The sequence below is a fragment of the Micromonospora palomenae genome, from assembly GCF_007829925.1.
Classification (GTDB): Bacteria; Actinomycetota; Actinomycetes; order Mycobacteriales; family Micromonosporaceae; genus Micromonospora; species Micromonospora purpureochromogenes.
Map to the genome: position 1 here is coordinate 170,482 of NZ_VIXA01000001.1, position 15,204 is coordinate 185,685.

Genomic DNA, 15,204 nt, shown 5'->3' on the forward strand with positions numbered 1-15,204 from the left:
GTCGGTCAGCCCGCCGGCGTCCGCCGCTCCCGGTCCGTGCAGACCTGTCCCGACGTGGCGAAGGCGTCCGTGGAGTACACCGCCAGCACCGTGAAGCAATAGTCCACCGTGGAGCTGAGCCCGTTCACGGTGTAGGTCGTCTGTCCCGGGTCGATGGTGGCCATCACGCCGAGCGCCTTGCCGGCGCGCCCGCCGGCGACCATGAACGGCACGCCGCCACCGGCCGGGTCGGACCAGGTGATCGTGACGCTCGTCCCGTCGTCGCGCAGCTTCAGGCCGGTGGGCGGCGCGCCGGTCGCCTTCGCCGCCCCCGGCGTGCCCCCGGTCGGCGCCGGCGGCACCCCCGGCTCGCCGCGGTCCAGCGCCACCGCGCCGACCACCCCCGCGGCCCCCAGCACCACGACGCCCGCCACGACGGCCAGCACCACGCGACCCCGCCCGCGCCGCTCCGGCGGCGCCTCGACCGGGTACGCCGGCGGCGGCTGGTATACCGGCGGATACGCCGTTTCCTGGCGCGGCTGCTCGATTGGGGCGTCGGTCTCCTTCGCCACCCGCGGCGGCATGTCGTACGCGACCAGCGGCTCGTCGACGAGTTCCAACGGCCCGTCGATGTCCGCCTGGGCGGTGGCGTCGTCATCCTCGGCCGGCTCGTCGCGGACCGGGGCGGTGGTCAGCGGCTGCGGCGGCGCGACGCTGCTCCACGGGGGCGCGGTCAGCCCCCATGGTGGCGCGCTGACCGGCGGTGTGCTCACCGGGGTGGCGCTCACCGGGTGCTGGGGTGCCGGCGGCGTGCTGGCCACGGGCGGCGTCGGCGGCCGGTGCGCCTGGTGGGCCGGCGGGGTGCTGACGGGGTAGCTGGGTCCCGGCGGGATGCTGACGGGTTGATTCGGTGCCGGCGGGGTGCTGACCGGGTAGGCGGTCGCCGGCGAGGTGCTGACGGGGTGGCTTGGTGCCGGCGGCGTGCTGACCGGGTAGGCGGGTGCGGGCGGGGCGCTGGTCACGGGGGGCGCGCTGAGGTGGTGGGCCGGCGGGGTGACCGCATGGTGCGGCGTCGGCGGGTGGCTCACCGGCGTGCTGGGCGCGGGGGCCGCGTTGACGGGGTGGGTCGGCGGGGCGACCGAACGGTGCGGCGGTTGCGGGGCGCTGATCAGGTGCGCGGGTGCCGGGACCGGCGGCGCGCTGATCGGCGGCGCGGGTGCCGGCGTGACCGGCGGTGTAGGCGGCGGCGTGACCGGTGGCGCGCTGATCGGCGGTGCGGGTGGCGCGCTGACCGGTGGGGTGGCGTTGAACGGTGGCGTGCTGACCGGCGGGATGGGAGCCGCGCTGACCGGCCGCACGGGGACCGGGGGAGCGCTGACCTGATGCGCGGTGGCTGGGGGAGCACTGACCGGGTGCGCGGTGGCCGGGTGCGCGGTGGCCGGTGGTGCGTTGACGACCGGCGGTGCGGGTACCGGTCGGGCGGTCGTGGGCGGCGGGGGCACCGGTGGTGCGCTCACCGGCGGCGCGCTGACGGGCTGGGATGCCCCGGCGTTCGGCGGCGCGCTGACCGGGCCGGTAGTGCCCGGGCCTGCGCTGACCGGTGGTGCGCTGACCGGTGGTGCGCTGACCGGTGGTGCGCTGAGCGGTGGTGCGCTGACGGGTGGCGTGCTGACCGGGGCGCTCGTCGGTCGGGCCGTCGCCCGCGGCGTCGCCGCCTGGCGCTGTGCCTCCTCGCGCAGGAGCGGATCTATCTGCTGGACCTGGATGGTCGGCCGGTCCCAGCCGTGCGCCTTCGGGACCGCCGGCCGCGGGACCTCCGCGGCGGGCGGCTCGGTCGATCTCTCGGGCGGCGTGACCGGCGAAGCATGCGGCGCGGTGGCTCCGGTGGTGACCGGACCCGGCACGGTGACGCCGGTGGTCACCGGACTCGGCGTACCTGCGGTGGTCACCGGACTCGGCATGGTGCCTCCGGTGGTCACCGGCGTACCCGTGGTCGGCCGGTGGTCCGGCGGAGGCGGAAGTGGCGCCGGCGCCGCGTCGGCCGGCGGCGCTGGGAGGGTCGGATTCCGGCTCGGCACCTGAGGCGCCGGTGGGACGACCGTGGGCGTGGTCACCGGGCCGGGCGGTACCTGTGCTCGTGGGGGGACGGGGGGCGGTGGCACTGCCGCCTGGGACGGCGCCGGGCGCGGAGCCGGCGGCGTCGCGGCGGCAGGCCCGGGCGCCGGCGGCAGGGTCGACGTGGCGTCGGTTCCGGACCGCGCATCCGCCGGCGCGGTCGCCTGGTGCGACGTGGTCGGGGGCACGGTCGGTGCCCGCAGGTGCGGCGGTGCCCACGGTGACGTGGTGGGGGAGGCGGCGTCGACGTGCGCGGGTGGCCCGGGTCGGGGCGGGGTGGGCGCGGGGACCATGGGCGGCGGCGGGGTCGGTCGGGCGGGCGGGTGTGGCGCGGGCGGGGCCGACCGGGGGACCGGCGCCTGGGGTGCCGGCGGCACGGAGATCTGCCGGTGTGGCGCGGGCGGAAGCTGCGAGGCCGCGACGGGCGGCGGTGGCGCGGGTGGTGCCGGCGCGGGCGGCACCTGCCGTACGGGCGGGGCCTGCGGTGGTGCGGAGACCTGTTGAGCGAGGGGCGGCGCCGGCGGCGCGGGCCGCTGGGCGGGCACCGGCGCCGTGGGTTGCTGCCGCACCGGCGGTACGACCGGTCTCTGCTGCGGCATGCCGGTCGTGGGCGCGGAGAACGGGCCGCCCGTGCTCGGCGCGGTGCTCGGCGGTCCGGGCTGCCGAACGGCGGGCGGCCCGGAGTGCCGGAGCGGAACCGGTCCGGGCTGCGGAGCCGGCCCGGGCTGCGGGGCCGGCCGGGACGGGGGCGGGGTCGTCGCCGGTGCCGCAGCGCCGAGGTACTGCCGGGCCGCCCGTACCGCGGGGTGGTGCTCACCGAGCACGGCGGGCCCGGCGGTGGCCACCCGGGTGTAGTTGCGGCGGGCCTCGTGCCGGTTGCCGAGCTCCTCGGCCACCGACCCCAGATCGAAGGAGATGGCCAGCATCAGCGGCTCGGTGCCGGTCCACCGGCGCTCGCCCGCCGCGTACGCCTCCTCCAGCACCCGGCGGGCGGCGGTCGGGTCGTCGGCCTCGCGGTGCATCCGCGCCAGCAGGTGGGCGGTGCCCAGCACCTCCGGGTGATCCTCGCCGTACGCGGGCCGGACCGAGGCCATCGTGTCGGCCAGCAGCCGGCGGGCGGCGGGCAGATCACCGGCGGAACGGAGGGCGAGCGCCCGCTGCTGGGCAGCGACGAGGGGGGAGGGTTGTGACACGTGAGCCATGCTGCCGGTAGACGGTGCCCGGACGCTACCCGCACGACGGCACGCCCCGCCGGTGCTGCCCGCCCCATGCCCCCTGACCTGGGCAGATGTCGCGACATTGCACCGTGCCGGCGGCGATGTGCATGATCCATCTCGGCCGTGTACAGTAATGCCCCGTGCGGCCCACCAGGGGCGGCTGACCGGCGGGAGAGCCGGCGACGCCGACAGGGTAGGCTGGACGAGTAAGTCCGGGTGGCGGAATGGCAGACGCGCTAGCTTGAGGTGCTAGTGCCCGTATAGGGCGTGGGGGTTCAAGTCCCCCCTCGGACACCAATAAATATCCGACGGTGTGCGCTGAGATCCACTTCAGCGCGCACCGTTTGCGTTTCAGGCCGGTAGGTGAGCCGGAGTCCGAGTTGCCGGTAGACCTCGGCCTTATCGGCGGGGTCGGCGTCGCGGAGCACGGCGGTGATGTCGCCGAGCGGGTTCACCAGGGTCGTGATTTCTGCTCGGCTCATCCAGCGCGGGTGGCATGCCAGGACACCCGCGCTCGTGCAGGATCCGTCGGACGGTCTCAACGCTGATCGTCGTGACGTAGCCAGCCTCGATCAGGTAGTCGCGCAGCTTCGACAGTGACCAGCAGGAGAACGGTTTGCCGAGGAAGCGGGGATCGCCCCGGGCGATGACGCACATGGGGGTCTGCTCATCGATCCGTTTCGGGGCGCCCCGCTCCATTCTGGGTCGAGTGCGTCGAACCCCCGTTCGCTGAGGGCGTGGACCACGTCCCGGACGTAGTCCTAGCTGGTCTTGAGCAGGTGAGCGATGTCCGGGCCGGCTGTCCCTGGGCGGACATCAGCAACACGATCGCCCGGCGCAGCTTCACCGGGTCCTTCGCGGTCCGGGTAATCCGCTGCAACCGCTGACCCTCGGCCATCGACACCTGCCGGACGAACACCTCCGGGCGTCTACCCACCGGCGACCACCTCCCACCGTCAACGATGAGAGACAGCCTGCCGGATGAGTCCTCAGAACCGGCGGATTACACGATCAACGTTCAAAGACGAGGCACTAGCCGACGGTGACGGACTGACCGCCTGCGGGCAGTCCTTCCCCGGCCGCGTTGACCGAGCACACGGCCACGGTGTACGAGTGACCGCTGACGTGCAGGTCGCCGTAGAGGTCCTGACGAAGCAGGGCTTCGTAGACCGGCGGACGGTCGGCCTGCGGATTCCGGATGAGGTGGTCGATGGTGAGGACGCGGTGCCGGCCCCACTGTTCGTCCAACGTCGCGGCCAAGGTGGCCAGGTGTCGGTCGCCGGCTTCCAGCTGCTCGGTCCACTCCGGGTCCCGCAGGCCAGTGAGGTCCGGCCCTTCCCACAGCGGAGCGAGGACGAAGCCCGCCGCACGGGTAGCCAGCCACTCGCCGGTGTGAGGGTCGTAGTCGATCAGGGTGGGATCGCCCGCGGAGGGGATCGGTCCGGTCACGAGCGCCCCGATGGCCCTGAGGGCGCGGGTGCATCGAAGGCAAGGCCATGAACGACGGTCACGACACCCATCCTCACCGCAAGCCGCTTACCGTCGCCTCCGGGTGCGTCACCGCAGCCGCGATCGTCGCGGCGCGCCGATCGGCTCCACCTCAGAGACCCACCCATGCGTCACCCGGCTGAGCGCCGACCTGTCCGCTGGCCTGGTCTGCTGCGAACTGGCCGGGCTGTCCCCGGGTACGGCGGTCACCGCGCTCGCCGCTGCCGGTGTGGTCGCCGGGGGGCAGCAGCCCCTACCACCCGTCGTACGTGCGCTTCGGCCCCACCATCGCCAACTCGCCCGAGGGCTCGTTCCAGGGCGAAGAATGACGCCATCGCGGCAGCCACCGCAGCTTGGACCGATGGTGGACGGGGCGACGGTGCTGACGATGCCGGCCTGAGTCCGGGTGGCCGACTGCGGGGTGGGCGCGCCGATCACCAGGCGCAGGGCGCGTAGTCCTTCAGGAAGCAGCCGTACAGGTCTTCGCCCTGTTCGCCGCGGACGATCGGGTCGTAGACCCGGGCCGCGCCGTCGACCAGGTCCAGCGGGGCGTGGAAGCCGGCGTCCGCCAGCCGCGTCTTCGTCGGGTGGGGTCGCTCGTCGGTGATCCAGCCGGTGTCGACGCTGGTCATGAGGATGCCGTCGGCCAGCATCTCCTGGGCGCTGGTGCGGGTCAGCATGTTCAGCGCGGCCTTGGCCATGTTGGTGTGCGGGTGCCCCGGCCCCTTGTAGCCGCGGGCGAACTGGCCCTCCATCGCTGACACGTTCACTACGTACTTGCGGCGGGCGGTCGCTGCGGCCATCGCCGGTCGCAGCCGGCTGACCAGCACGAACGGCGCGGTCACGTTGCACAGCTGCACTTCGAGCAGTTCGACCGGGTCCACCTCGTGCACCCGCTGCACCCAGCTGTTGACGGGGTCGAGGTCCGGCACCAGACCGCCGGCGTCGATGGCGGTGGCTGCCGCGATCCGTTCCGGCGAGGCGGAGCCGCTGGTCAGCGCCAGCGCGGTGAGCGCTTGCGGGGTGATCGCCGGCTGCGGCGGGGCGGTCAGGCTGCCCGCCGGGTCGCTCCGGCCGGCCGGTTTGGCGAACGTGATCATCTCCGGCAGCGGGCCGTCCGGCAGGGCCGCCGCCTCCGCGGCGACGAGCTGCGCGTACGCCCCGGGAGTGCGGCGGACGGTCTGCGCCGCGTTATTGATCAGGATGTCGAGTGGTCCCTGGTCACTGACCGAGTCAGCGAGGGCGATCACCTGGGCGGGGTCGCGCAGGTCGATCCCGACGATCCGCAGGCGGTGCAGCCAGTCCGAGCTGTCGGGCATCGCGGCGAATCGGCGGACCGCGTCGTGTGGAAACCGCGTGGTCACCGTGGTGTGCGCGCCGTCGCGCAGCAGCCGCAGCGCGATGTACATGCCGATCTTGGCCCGGCCGCCGGTGAGCAGCGCGCGCCGGCCGGTCAGGTCGGTGCGGGCGTTCCGGCGCTCCCGATTGAGTGCGGCGCAGGGCGGGCAGAGCTGATGATAGAAGGCGTCCACCTCGCGGTAGCGCTGCTTGCAGACGTAGCAGCCGCGCGGATTGTGCAGGAAGCCGGCTGTGGTACCGACGGTGGGGGAGGCGAGCGGGATGCCCTGGGTCTCGTCGTCGATCCGGCCAGGGGCACCGGTGGCGGTGGCCGCCGTCACCGCGCGGTCCGCCGCCGCGATGGCATTCCGCCGTTCCTCGCGTCGCCGCTGCTTGATCACCTTGTAGAGCTTCGCGGTGGCCCGTTGCACCCGCACCACGTCGGGGTGATCGGGAGGCAGGTCCTCCAACGCCTCGAAGACGCTGAGACAGGTCTCCAGTCGGCCGCGGTCAATGCCGGGTTGACTGTTTTCAGTAATGTTGTCCGCCGTCATGCCGCCGCTGTCTCATCCCGTTCCCTGCGCCGGATTTCCCGGGCCACCCCAAGTCCGACCCGGAACTGTACGCACCGCACGGCCTTCGCCGGATCAGCGGCTGGGCACAACCTGCGCCAAGATCCGGCGGCGGGCAGCAGAGCGGTGAACCGATCACCGGGTTGGCCGTACATCGTGTGTCGTCCGTCACACGGCGGTGGCAGTAGTATTCGAACCCGCACACAGTTGGGGGTGACCGTGACGGCGGGTTCGGCGACGGCCCGGCGCCCGGTGAGCTTCAGCACAGCGGGGCTCCCCGAGGCTCAGAGGATCGCGTTGTGGGAGGACCACAACGCGCAGGCACTGATCGGCCTGCGGTGTCACACGCTGGGCCCGGCCGCGTTCGACGGGACCGAGCTCAACCTGCAGCTCGAGCAGATGCACCTGGCCCGCGTCCGCAGCAACGCGCACGTGGTCGAACGTCCGGCCGAAGTGATCCGCAAGCATCCGGCGGACGCGGTCGCGGTCTACCTGACCCTCGTGGGGGAGGCGTTCTTCTACCACGACGACGGGGTGTTCACCCTTCGGCCGGGACAGGCCCTGATCTGCGATGCCGATCGTCCGTTCATGCGCGGCTTCTCGCGGGGCTTGGAAGAGCTCGCGATCAAGGTGCCGCGCCCGCTGTTCCGGGAGTTGACCGGCCTCGGCTCGCTCAGTACCCCGCTGGTGCGCGATTTCGCCGGAGGTGATGTGCCGGCACGGACGTTCGCGAGGCTGATCGACCGTGCCCTGCGTCCCGAGGGGGGCGAGCCCCTCGACGAACGGATCGCGCTCCACCTGCTGGCCGGCATGGCCGGCAGCCGTCCGATCAACCTCGGCACGGTGCATCTGGCCAACGCCCGTACCTTCATCGAGGATCACCTGACCGACAGCGGCCTGACTGCTGCCCGGGTCGCGGCCGGCATCGGCATCAGCGAACGCCACCTGTCCCGGGCGTTCGCCGCCACCGGCACCACTGTGCCGCAGTTCGTACTGGCGCGGCGGCTGGAACGCGCACGTGCGCTGCTCGCGTCCTCGCCGCAGACGCCGGTCGGTGAGGTTGCGGCCCGCTGTGGCTTCGGGTCGGCCACCCACTTCTCGCAGGCGTTCCGGGCGCGTTTCGGCATGCGCGCCACCGACCTGCGTCGCCAGGCCCGGGCGGGCCGGCTCGGTTAGTTCTCGAATTCCGCCACAGCTTCGTCTTTCCGCCGTGTTACGGCCTCATCCCTTGCTGCGGCTGCGGAGCACCGCCGCACACTTGTCGAGCGAGTGGCCAGGACCACACGCCGAGCAGTGGAGTGGGGGATCTGATGGCAGTGTTCAGCGACGGGATGGCCGAGACGCCGCTACCTCAGGGATCGATGGTGACGACCGACGTCGTCGTCATCGGCTCAGGCCCGGCGGGAGCGGGCGCGGCTTTGTTCCTGTCCACCCTCGGAATTCCGAACATCATGATCACGAAGCACCGCTGGACGGCCAACACGCCGCGGGCGCACATCACGAACCAGCGCGCGATGGAGGTCTTCCGGGACCTGGGCATCGAGGACCAGGTGCTCGCCGACGCCACTCCGCACGAGCTGATGGGCGACACTGTCTTCTGCACCTCGATCGCCGGGGAGGAGATCGGACGGATCCTCACCTGGGGTACCCATCCCGCCCGGCGGGCCGACTACCAGCTCGCGTCACCGTGCCTGCCGGTCGACATTCCCCAGACCTACCTGGAGCCGATCCTGCTGCGCAACGCCGTGGTGCGGGGTACCCAGGCCCGGTTCTCCACCGAGTACCTGGGGCACCGGCAGGACGCCGATGGCGTCTACGTCCAGGTTCGGGACCGCCTCACCGGCGAGGAGTACACGATCCGGGCCAAGTACCTCATCGGTGCCGACGGCGCCCGGTCCAAGGTCGCCGCCGACCTCGACCTTCCGATGGAGGGTGCGATGGACATCGCGGGCTCGATGAACATCACCTTCAAGGCCGACATCTCGGCGCACTGCGGGCACCGGCCGTCGGTCCTCTACTGGGTGATCCAGCCCGGTTCGAACGTCGGCGGAATCGGGGCCGGGCTGGTGCGGATGGTGCGGCCATGGAACGAGTGGCTCGTCGTGTGGGGCTACGACATCAGCCAACCCCCACCGGTCGTCGACGAGGCCGCCGCCATCCAGATCGTGCGTAACCTGCTGGGGCTGCCGGACATCGAGGTGGAGATCACCGGCACGTCGTTGTGGGGCAACAACGAGATGTACGCGACGCATCTGCAGTCCGGTCGGGTGTTCTGTGTCGGGGACGCGGTCCACCGCCACCCGCCGAGCAACGGACTGGGGTCGAACACCTCGATCCAGGACTCCTACAACCTCGCCTGGAAGATGGCCGCCGTCCTCCGTGGGCAGGCCGCGCCTTCGCTGCTGGAGACCTACTCGGTGGAACGGGCTCCGGTGGCCAGGCAGATCGTTCAGCGCGCGAACAAGTCGAGCCGCGAGTTCGTCCAGTTCTTCGAGGCGCTGGGCCTGCTCGACGCCTCCGACGAGGCCGAGATGGCCGCGCGCATCGAGGAGCGCAAGGCCAACACCCCCGAGGGGGCGGCCAAGCGGGCCGCGCTGATGTCGGCCATGGAGCTGAAGCATTACGAGTTCAACGCCCACGGTGTCGAGCTGGGGCAGTTCTACGAGTCCGACGCGGCGGTCTCCGACGGCACCCGCCGGCCGGAACCGCGCCGGGACCCGGAGCTGTACTACGAGCCGTCCACCGTCCCGGGATCCCGGCTGCCGCACGCCTGGGTGGGCGATGCCCGGCACAAGGTGTCCACGCTCGATCTGGCGCCGATGACACGGTTCACGTTGTTGACCGGCATCGCGGGGGAGCCGTGGGTGGCGGCCGCCGAGAAGGTCGGCCAGGAGCTCGGCGTGCCGCTGGAGGCCGTTGTGATCGGCCCCGGGCGTGAGGTGACCGACCTGTACTACGACTGGGCGCGGTTGCGGGAGGTCGAGGAGGACGGCGTGCTGCTGGTGCGCCCGGACAAGCACATCGGCTGGCGGTCGATGCGGTTGCCCGCCGATCCGGAGCGGGCGCTGCGCGAGGCGATGTCGGCGATCCTCGGCCGGGGTGATGCGGCGTGAGAGTCAGCTTCAGGCATGAGACGCTGCCGCAGCGGGTGGTTTTCGCGTCGTACGAAGCGGCGGGTCACGTCGCCGACGAGGTGGCCCGGCTCGGCGCCGTCCGCCCGATGGTGATCGCCGCGGAGGCCGACAGCGCGCTGGCCGACCCGTTGGTGGCCGCCCTGCCGGCCGCAGTGCGCCATACCGAGGTGGCGATGCACGTGCCCACCGACGTTGCCGACCGGGCCCGCACGGCCGCCGAGAAGCACGACGTCGACGTCGTCGTCAGCATCGGTGGCGGCTCCACCACCGGCCTGGCCAAGGCGGTGGCGCTGACCACCGGGCTGCCCATCGTCGCCGTTCCGACCACGTACGCCGGCTCCGAGGCCACCAACGTCTGGGGGTTGACCGAGGACGGCCGCAAGACCACCGGGGTCGACGCCCGCGTCCTGCCGCGGTCCGTCGTCTACGACGCCAGCCTGATGCTGTCCCTGCCGGTGCCGCTGAGCGTGGCCTCCGGACTGAACGCACTGGCCCACTGCGTCGATTCGATGTGGGCGCCGCGGGTCGACCCGATCGACCAGGCGCTCGCGTTGGAGGGCATTCGCGCCCTTCGCCAGGGACTCCCCGAGGTCGTGCGCGATCCGCAGGGCATCGCGGGGCGCGAGCAGACCCTGTACGGGGCCTACCTGGCCGCCGTGGCGTTCGCCTCGGCCGGCTCCGGACTGCACCACAAGATCTGCCACGTGCTCGGCGGGATGTACAACCTCCCGCACGCGCAGACCCACGCCGTGGTGCTGCCGTACGTCCTCGCGCTCAACGCACCGTCGGTCCCCGACAGCGAGCAGCGGATGGCGGCGGCCTTCGGCGAGACGTCCGCCGTGGACGGGTTGCAGCGCCTGCGGGAGCAGGTGGCGGCACCGCGAGCCCTGCGGGACTACGGGCTGCGCGAGACCGACATCCCGGCTGCCGTCGACGCGGTCCTGGCGGCCGTGCCGCCGAACAATCCGACGCCGGTCACCCGCGAGAACCTTGAGGATTTGCTACGCCGAGCCTGGGACGGAGGGGAGCCACGATGAACATGGAGCAGCAAGACCGCGAGTCACAGCTCGTCGAACGCGTGGTCGCGTCGTTCGACGACACGCCGGACCCGCGGCTCAGGGAGCTGATGCAGGCGCTCACCCGGCACCTGCACGCCTTCCTGCGCGAGGTGCGGCTGACCGAGCAGGAGTGGCAGCAGGCCATCGAGTTCCTCACCGCCGCCGGGCACATCACCGACGACCGGCGTCAGGAGTTCATCCTGCTCTCCGACGTCCTGGGCGCCTCGATGCAGACCATCACCGTCAACAACGAGGCGTACCGCAACGCCACCGAGGCGACGGTGTTCGGCCCGTTCTTCGTCGACGGCTCACCGGAGATCGAGCTCGGCGGTGACATCGCGGCCGGAGCGTCCGGGCAGCCGTGCTGGGTCGAGGGCACGGTCACCGATACGGACGGCAAGCTGGTGCCGCATGCGCGGATCGAGGTCTGGGAGGCCGACGAGGACGGCTTCTACGACGTCCAGTACGGCGACGACCGGGTCGCCGCCCGTGGCCACGTGTACAGCGACTCGGACGGGAACTACCGCTTCTGGGGGGTCACGCCGACGCCGTACCCGATCCCGCACGACGGCCCGGTCGGCCGGCTGCTGGCCGCCACCGGCCGGTCCCCGATGCGGGCCTCGCACCTGCATTTCATGATCCAGGGGGAGGGATACCGGACCCTGGTGACGCACATCTTCGTCCGCGGGGATGAGCTGCTGGACCGCGACAGCGTTTTCGGAGTACGGGACTCGCTGGTCAAGGAATTCGAGCCGAAGCCGGCCGGTTCCCCCACCCCCGACGGCCGCGACCTGGGCGACCGGGCGTGGTCACGCGTGCGGTTCGACATCGTCCTGGCGCCCGCGGCTCACGAGGAGGCCTGACCCATGCCCACCGACGTGTATCTGTACGACGCCGTACGCACCCCCTTCGGGAGGTACAGCGGCGCGTTGGCCGGTGTACGGCCGGACGACCTGGCAGCGCACGTGCTGCGGACGTTGGTCGAGCGCGCGCCCGCGCTGGAACCGGACCGCGTCGACGAGATCGTGCTCGGCAACGCCAACGGCGCCGGGGAGGACAACCGCAACGTCGCCCGGATGGCCGGCCTGCTGGCCGGCCTGCCGACGTCGGTACCGGCCACCACGGTGAACCGGCTGTGCGGCTCCAGCCTGGACGCGGCCATCGTCGCCTCCCGGCAGATCGCCCTCGACGAGGCGGACGTGGTGCTGGTCGGCGGTGTGGAGTCGATGAGCCGGGCGCCCTGGGTGCTGCCCAAGCCGGAGAAGGCGTACCCGGCCGGGGATGCGACGCTGGTCTCCACCACGCTGGGCTGGCGCCTGGTGAACCCGCGGATGAATCCGGAGTGGACGGTCTCTCTCGGCGAGGCCACCGAGCTGCTCGCGATCCGTGAGCAGGTCGGCCGCGAGGCGCAGGACGTCATCGCGCTGCGCTCGCACCAGGCTGCTGCGCGGGCCTGGGAGGCGGGGTTCTACGACGACCTCGTCGTCGGCGTGCCCGGGGTGGAACTCGCCCGCGACGAGTCCATCCGGTCCGACACCAGCCTGGCGAAGCTCGCCGCGCTCAGGCCGGTGTTCCGCAAGCAGGACGGCACGGTGACCGCCGGGAACTCCTCGCCGCTCAACGACGGCGCGTCCGCGGTGCTGCTGGGCAGCCCGTCCGCCGAAGAGATCGTCGGTCGGTGCCCGCTGGCGCGCATCGCCGGTCGCGGGGCTGCCGCGAACGACCCGCAGTACTTCGGGTTCGCGCCGGTGGAGGCCGCCAACCTGGCGCTCAAGCGGGCCGGCATCGGCTGGGGTGAGGTGGGCGCGGTCGAGCTGAACGAGGCGTTCGCCGCCCAGACCGTGGCGTGCATCAACGCCTGGGGCGTCGACCCCGACATCGTCAACGCGCACGGCGGCGCCATCGCCATCGGTCACCCGTTGGGCGCCTCCGGGACCCGCGTGCTCGGCACGCTCGCCCACTCGCTGCGGGCTTCGGGCGAGCGGTGGGGGGTCGCCGCGATCTGCATCGGGGTCGGGCAGGCGCTCGCCATGGTTCTCGAGAACCTGGACGCCTGAGCCGTGGCCGGCATCCTGGACAACCCGACCGCGGCGGTCGCGGGGATCCCCGACGGCGCCACGGTGATGATCGGCGGATTCGGCACCGCCGGTCAGCCGGTCGAGCTCATCGAGGCGCTCATCGCGTGCGGCGCCACGAATCTCACTGTGGTGAACAACAACGCCGGCAACGGGGACGTGGGCCTGGCGGCGCTGATCCGTGCGGGTCGCGTCCGCAAGATCGTGTGCTCCTTCCCCCGTCAGCGGGACTCCTGGCACTTCGACGAGAAGTACCGGGCCGGTGAGATCGAGCTGGAGCTCGTTCCACAGGGCAACCTCGCCGAGCGCATTCGCGCCGCCAGCGCCGGCATCGGAGCCTTCTACACCCCCACCGGCTACGGGACCTCTCTGGCCGAGGGCAAGGAGGTCCGTGAGATCGACGGGAGGCACTACGTGCTGGAGTACCCGCTGCGAGCGGACTACGCCCTGGTGAAGGCGCACCGGGCCGACGAGCTCGGCAACCTGGTCTACCGCAAGACCGCCCGCAACTTCGGGCCGATCATGGCGGCGGCCGCGACGACGACGGTCGTGCAGGTCGAGGAGGTGGTGCCGGTCGGTGCGCTCGACCCGGAGGTCATCGTCACGCCGGGCATCTACGTCGACCGCATCGTCCGTGTGCCGGCACCCGTGCCGGTGCCCGAGCCGGTCGGAGCGGGTCAGTGAGCGGGGTGAGCCGGCGCGGGCTCGGCAAGGACGAACTTGCCGCCCGGGTCGCGCGCGACATCCCGCACGGAGCCTTCGTGAACCTCGGCATCGGGCTACCGACCCGGATCAGCAACCACCTCTCCCCGGCCAGCGGCGTCGTGCTGCACACGGAGAACGGCATGCTGGGCATGGGGCCCGAGGCGCAGGGGGATGCGGTCGACCTCGACCTCATCAACGCCGGCAAGGTCCCCGTGACCGAACTGCCGGGCGCCTCGTACTTCCACCACGCCGACTCCTTCGCCATGATGCGCGGCGGCCACCTGGACGTCTGCGTGCTCGGCGCCTATCAGGTGTCGGCCCGCGGTGATCTCGCGAACTGGCACACCGGCCGGCCCGACGACATCCCGGCCGTCGGCGGCGCGATGGACCTCGCCATCGGGGCCAGGGAGACGTTCGTGATGATGGATCTGCTGTCGCGGGACGGAGCCCCGAAGCTGGTGCCGGAGTGCACCTACCCACTGACCGGTGTGGGATGCGTCAGCCGCGTCTACACCGACCTCGCGGTGTTCCTCATCGAGGACGAGGGCGTGGCAGTACGGGAACTGTTCGACTGCACGTTCGACGAGCTGATGCGTCTTCTCGAGGTGCCGCTGCTGGACCGGACCCGCCAGGGAGTCCGATGACCCGCACCTGACACGCAGCCTCGGACAACGCTGCACAGGCCTGAAACCATCGGATCGAGAAGGAGTCGACCATGGCTTTGAACACCCAGACCATGACCGATGAACAGCGCAAGTCGGTCGTCTTGGAATACCTGAAAGCCTTCGACAACGGTGGTGTGACCTCCACCGGGGGCAGCATCCTGGACCTGTTTGCCGATGACGCCCAGGTGTACTTCCCGAAGTGGGGGCTGGCCACCGGAAAGGAACAGATCGGCCGACTGTTCGGCGAGGTGGGTGGCATGATCAAGCAGATCGAGCACCACTACTCCCACTTCAACTGGATCTTCTCGGGAACCGACACCGTGGTCTGCGAGGGCACCAGCCACGGCGAGCACCGGGACGGACCGTGGCGGGCAGGGCTTCCCGAGTGGGGGGCCGGACGCTGGTGCGACGTGTTCGAGATCCGCGACTGGAAGATCCAGCGCGTCTTCATCTACCTCGATCCCGACTACGCCGGGCAGGACACCGCTCGCTACCCCTGGTTGCAGCGCGGGTAACCCGAGCCGGCCCGGCGCGAGCTAACGGCGGTTTGCGATTCGGCGCCTCACGCTCGACACACGGTGATGGGTCCGGGGACTGCTCGACCTCCTTCTTGCGGTGCAGCTCGTTATGGGGTGTGCGGGCTGAGGCTCGAATCCCGCTAGTGAGTTTCAAGGTCTTGCCGATCATCATCGCGGTGACCAACCGCGGGGTGCCCGAGGGCGTTCGCACCGTCCGTACCAAGTGTCGGATCGCGCGCTTCGTGCCGCAGGCCCCGCGTCAGGCAGACTGACCCGGCCAACCGTGTGGGGCCATGTGCGGCCGCGATCGGGGGAGCGGCTTGGGAGCAGTCGGGCGCGC

General features: G+C 71.8%; 13 protein-coding genes and 1 tRNA gene. 10 read left to right on the top strand and 4 right to left on the bottom strand.

Annotation, left to right across the window (positions count from 1 at the left end):
• Positions 1-5 precede the first annotated feature (5 nt).
• Positions 6-3,287 carry a fibronectin type III domain-containing protein gene (locus tag FHX75_RS32080; protein ID WP_342797576.1) on the bottom strand — a complete coding sequence of 1,094 codons (3,282 nt, stop codon included), beginning with the start codon at positions 3,285-3,287 and terminating at the stop codon, positions 6-8.
• A gap of 234 nt (positions 3,288-3,521) precedes the next feature.
• On the opposite strand from FHX75_RS32080, the gene FHX75_RS00710 reads away from it, so the two are divergent.
• A tRNA-Leu gene (locus FHX75_RS00710) sits at positions 3,522-3,608 on the top strand.
• Here the strand turns inward: FHX75_RS00710 and FHX75_RS00715 are convergent.
• From FHX75_RS00715 to FHX75_RS00730, 3 genes are all read right to left on the bottom strand, one after another.
• Positions 3,587-3,793, bottom strand: coding sequence for a hypothetical protein (locus FHX75_RS00715; protein WP_154936161.1), 207 nt, complete (start codon positions 3,791-3,793; stop codon positions 3,587-3,589). The genes FHX75_RS00710 and FHX75_RS00715 overlap by 22 nt on opposite strands.
• A 550-nt stretch (positions 3,794-4,343) precedes the next feature.
• Positions 4,344-4,760, bottom strand: coding sequence for a hypothetical protein (locus FHX75_RS00725; protein WP_154936162.1), 417 nt, complete (start codon positions 4,758-4,760; stop codon positions 4,344-4,346).
• Positions 4,761-5,233: 473 nt separating this feature from the next.
• Entirely contained in the window at positions 5,234-6,691 is a 1,458-nt protein-coding gene (locus tag FHX75_RS00730) for an SDR family oxidoreductase (protein ID WP_154936163.1), read from the bottom strand.
• A gap of 231 nt (positions 6,692-6,922) precedes the next feature.
• Here FHX75_RS00730 and FHX75_RS00735 point away from each other — a divergent pair, with 231 nt between their 5' ends.
• The 9 genes from FHX75_RS00735 to FHX75_RS31885 all read left to right on the top strand — a co-directional run bounded on the left by FHX75_RS00735 (position 6,923) and on the right by FHX75_RS31885 (position 15,136).
• On the top strand, positions 6,923-7,885 hold the full coding sequence (locus tag FHX75_RS00735; protein ID WP_170285259.1) for a helix-turn-helix domain-containing protein: 963 nt from the start codon (positions 6,923-6,925) through the stop codon (positions 7,883-7,885).
• 188 nt (positions 7,886-8,073) lie between these two features.
• Positions 8,074-9,822 carry an FAD-dependent oxidoreductase gene (locus FHX75_RS00740; RefSeq protein ID WP_425463462.1) on the top strand — a complete coding sequence of 583 codons (1,749 nt, stop codon included), beginning with the start codon at positions 8,074-8,076 and terminating at the stop codon, positions 9,820-9,822.
• Positions 9,819-10,880 carry a maleylacetate reductase gene (locus FHX75_RS00745; protein WP_154936166.1) on the top strand — a complete coding sequence of 354 codons (1,062 nt, stop codon included), beginning with the start codon at positions 9,819-9,821 and terminating at the stop codon, positions 10,878-10,880. Before FHX75_RS00740 ends, FHX75_RS00745 begins: the two co-directional genes overlap by 4 nt.
• Positions 10,881-10,882: 2 nt before the next feature.
• Positions 10,883-11,764: a dioxygenase family protein gene (locus FHX75_RS00750; protein WP_246157479.1), complete on the top strand. Its 882-nt coding sequence runs from the start codon at positions 10,883-10,885 to the stop codon at positions 11,762-11,764.
• A 3-nt stretch (positions 11,765-11,767) separates the two neighbouring features.
• Positions 11,768-12,958 carry a thiolase family protein gene (locus FHX75_RS00755; protein WP_154936168.1) on the top strand — a complete coding sequence of 397 codons (1,191 nt, stop codon included), beginning with the start codon at positions 11,768-11,770 and terminating at the stop codon, positions 12,956-12,958.
• A gap of 3 nt (positions 12,959-12,961) precedes the next feature.
• Complete coding sequence (locus FHX75_RS00760) at positions 12,962-13,660, top strand: 3-oxoacid CoA-transferase subunit A (RefSeq protein WP_154936169.1); 699 nt, start codon at positions 12,962-12,964, stop codon at positions 13,658-13,660.
• A complete protein-coding gene (locus FHX75_RS00765) occupies positions 13,657-14,325 on the top strand; it encodes a 3-oxoacid CoA-transferase subunit B (protein WP_154936170.1) in 669 nt (222 codons plus the stop codon). Before FHX75_RS00760 ends, FHX75_RS00765 begins: the two co-directional genes overlap by 4 nt.
• A gap of 71 nt (positions 14,326-14,396) precedes the next feature.
• Positions 14,397-14,861 (top strand): nuclear transport factor 2 family protein, encoded by a 465-nt coding sequence (locus tag FHX75_RS00770; protein ID WP_154936171.1) that lies wholly within the window; start codon positions 14,397-14,399, stop codon positions 14,859-14,861.
• A gap of 146 nt (positions 14,862-15,007) precedes the next feature.
• Positions 15,008-15,136 carry a hypothetical protein gene (locus FHX75_RS31885; RefSeq protein WP_281290783.1) on the top strand — a complete coding sequence of 43 codons (129 nt, stop codon included), beginning with the start codon at positions 15,008-15,010 and terminating at the stop codon, positions 15,134-15,136.
• Positions 15,137-15,204: the final 68 nt, after the last annotated feature.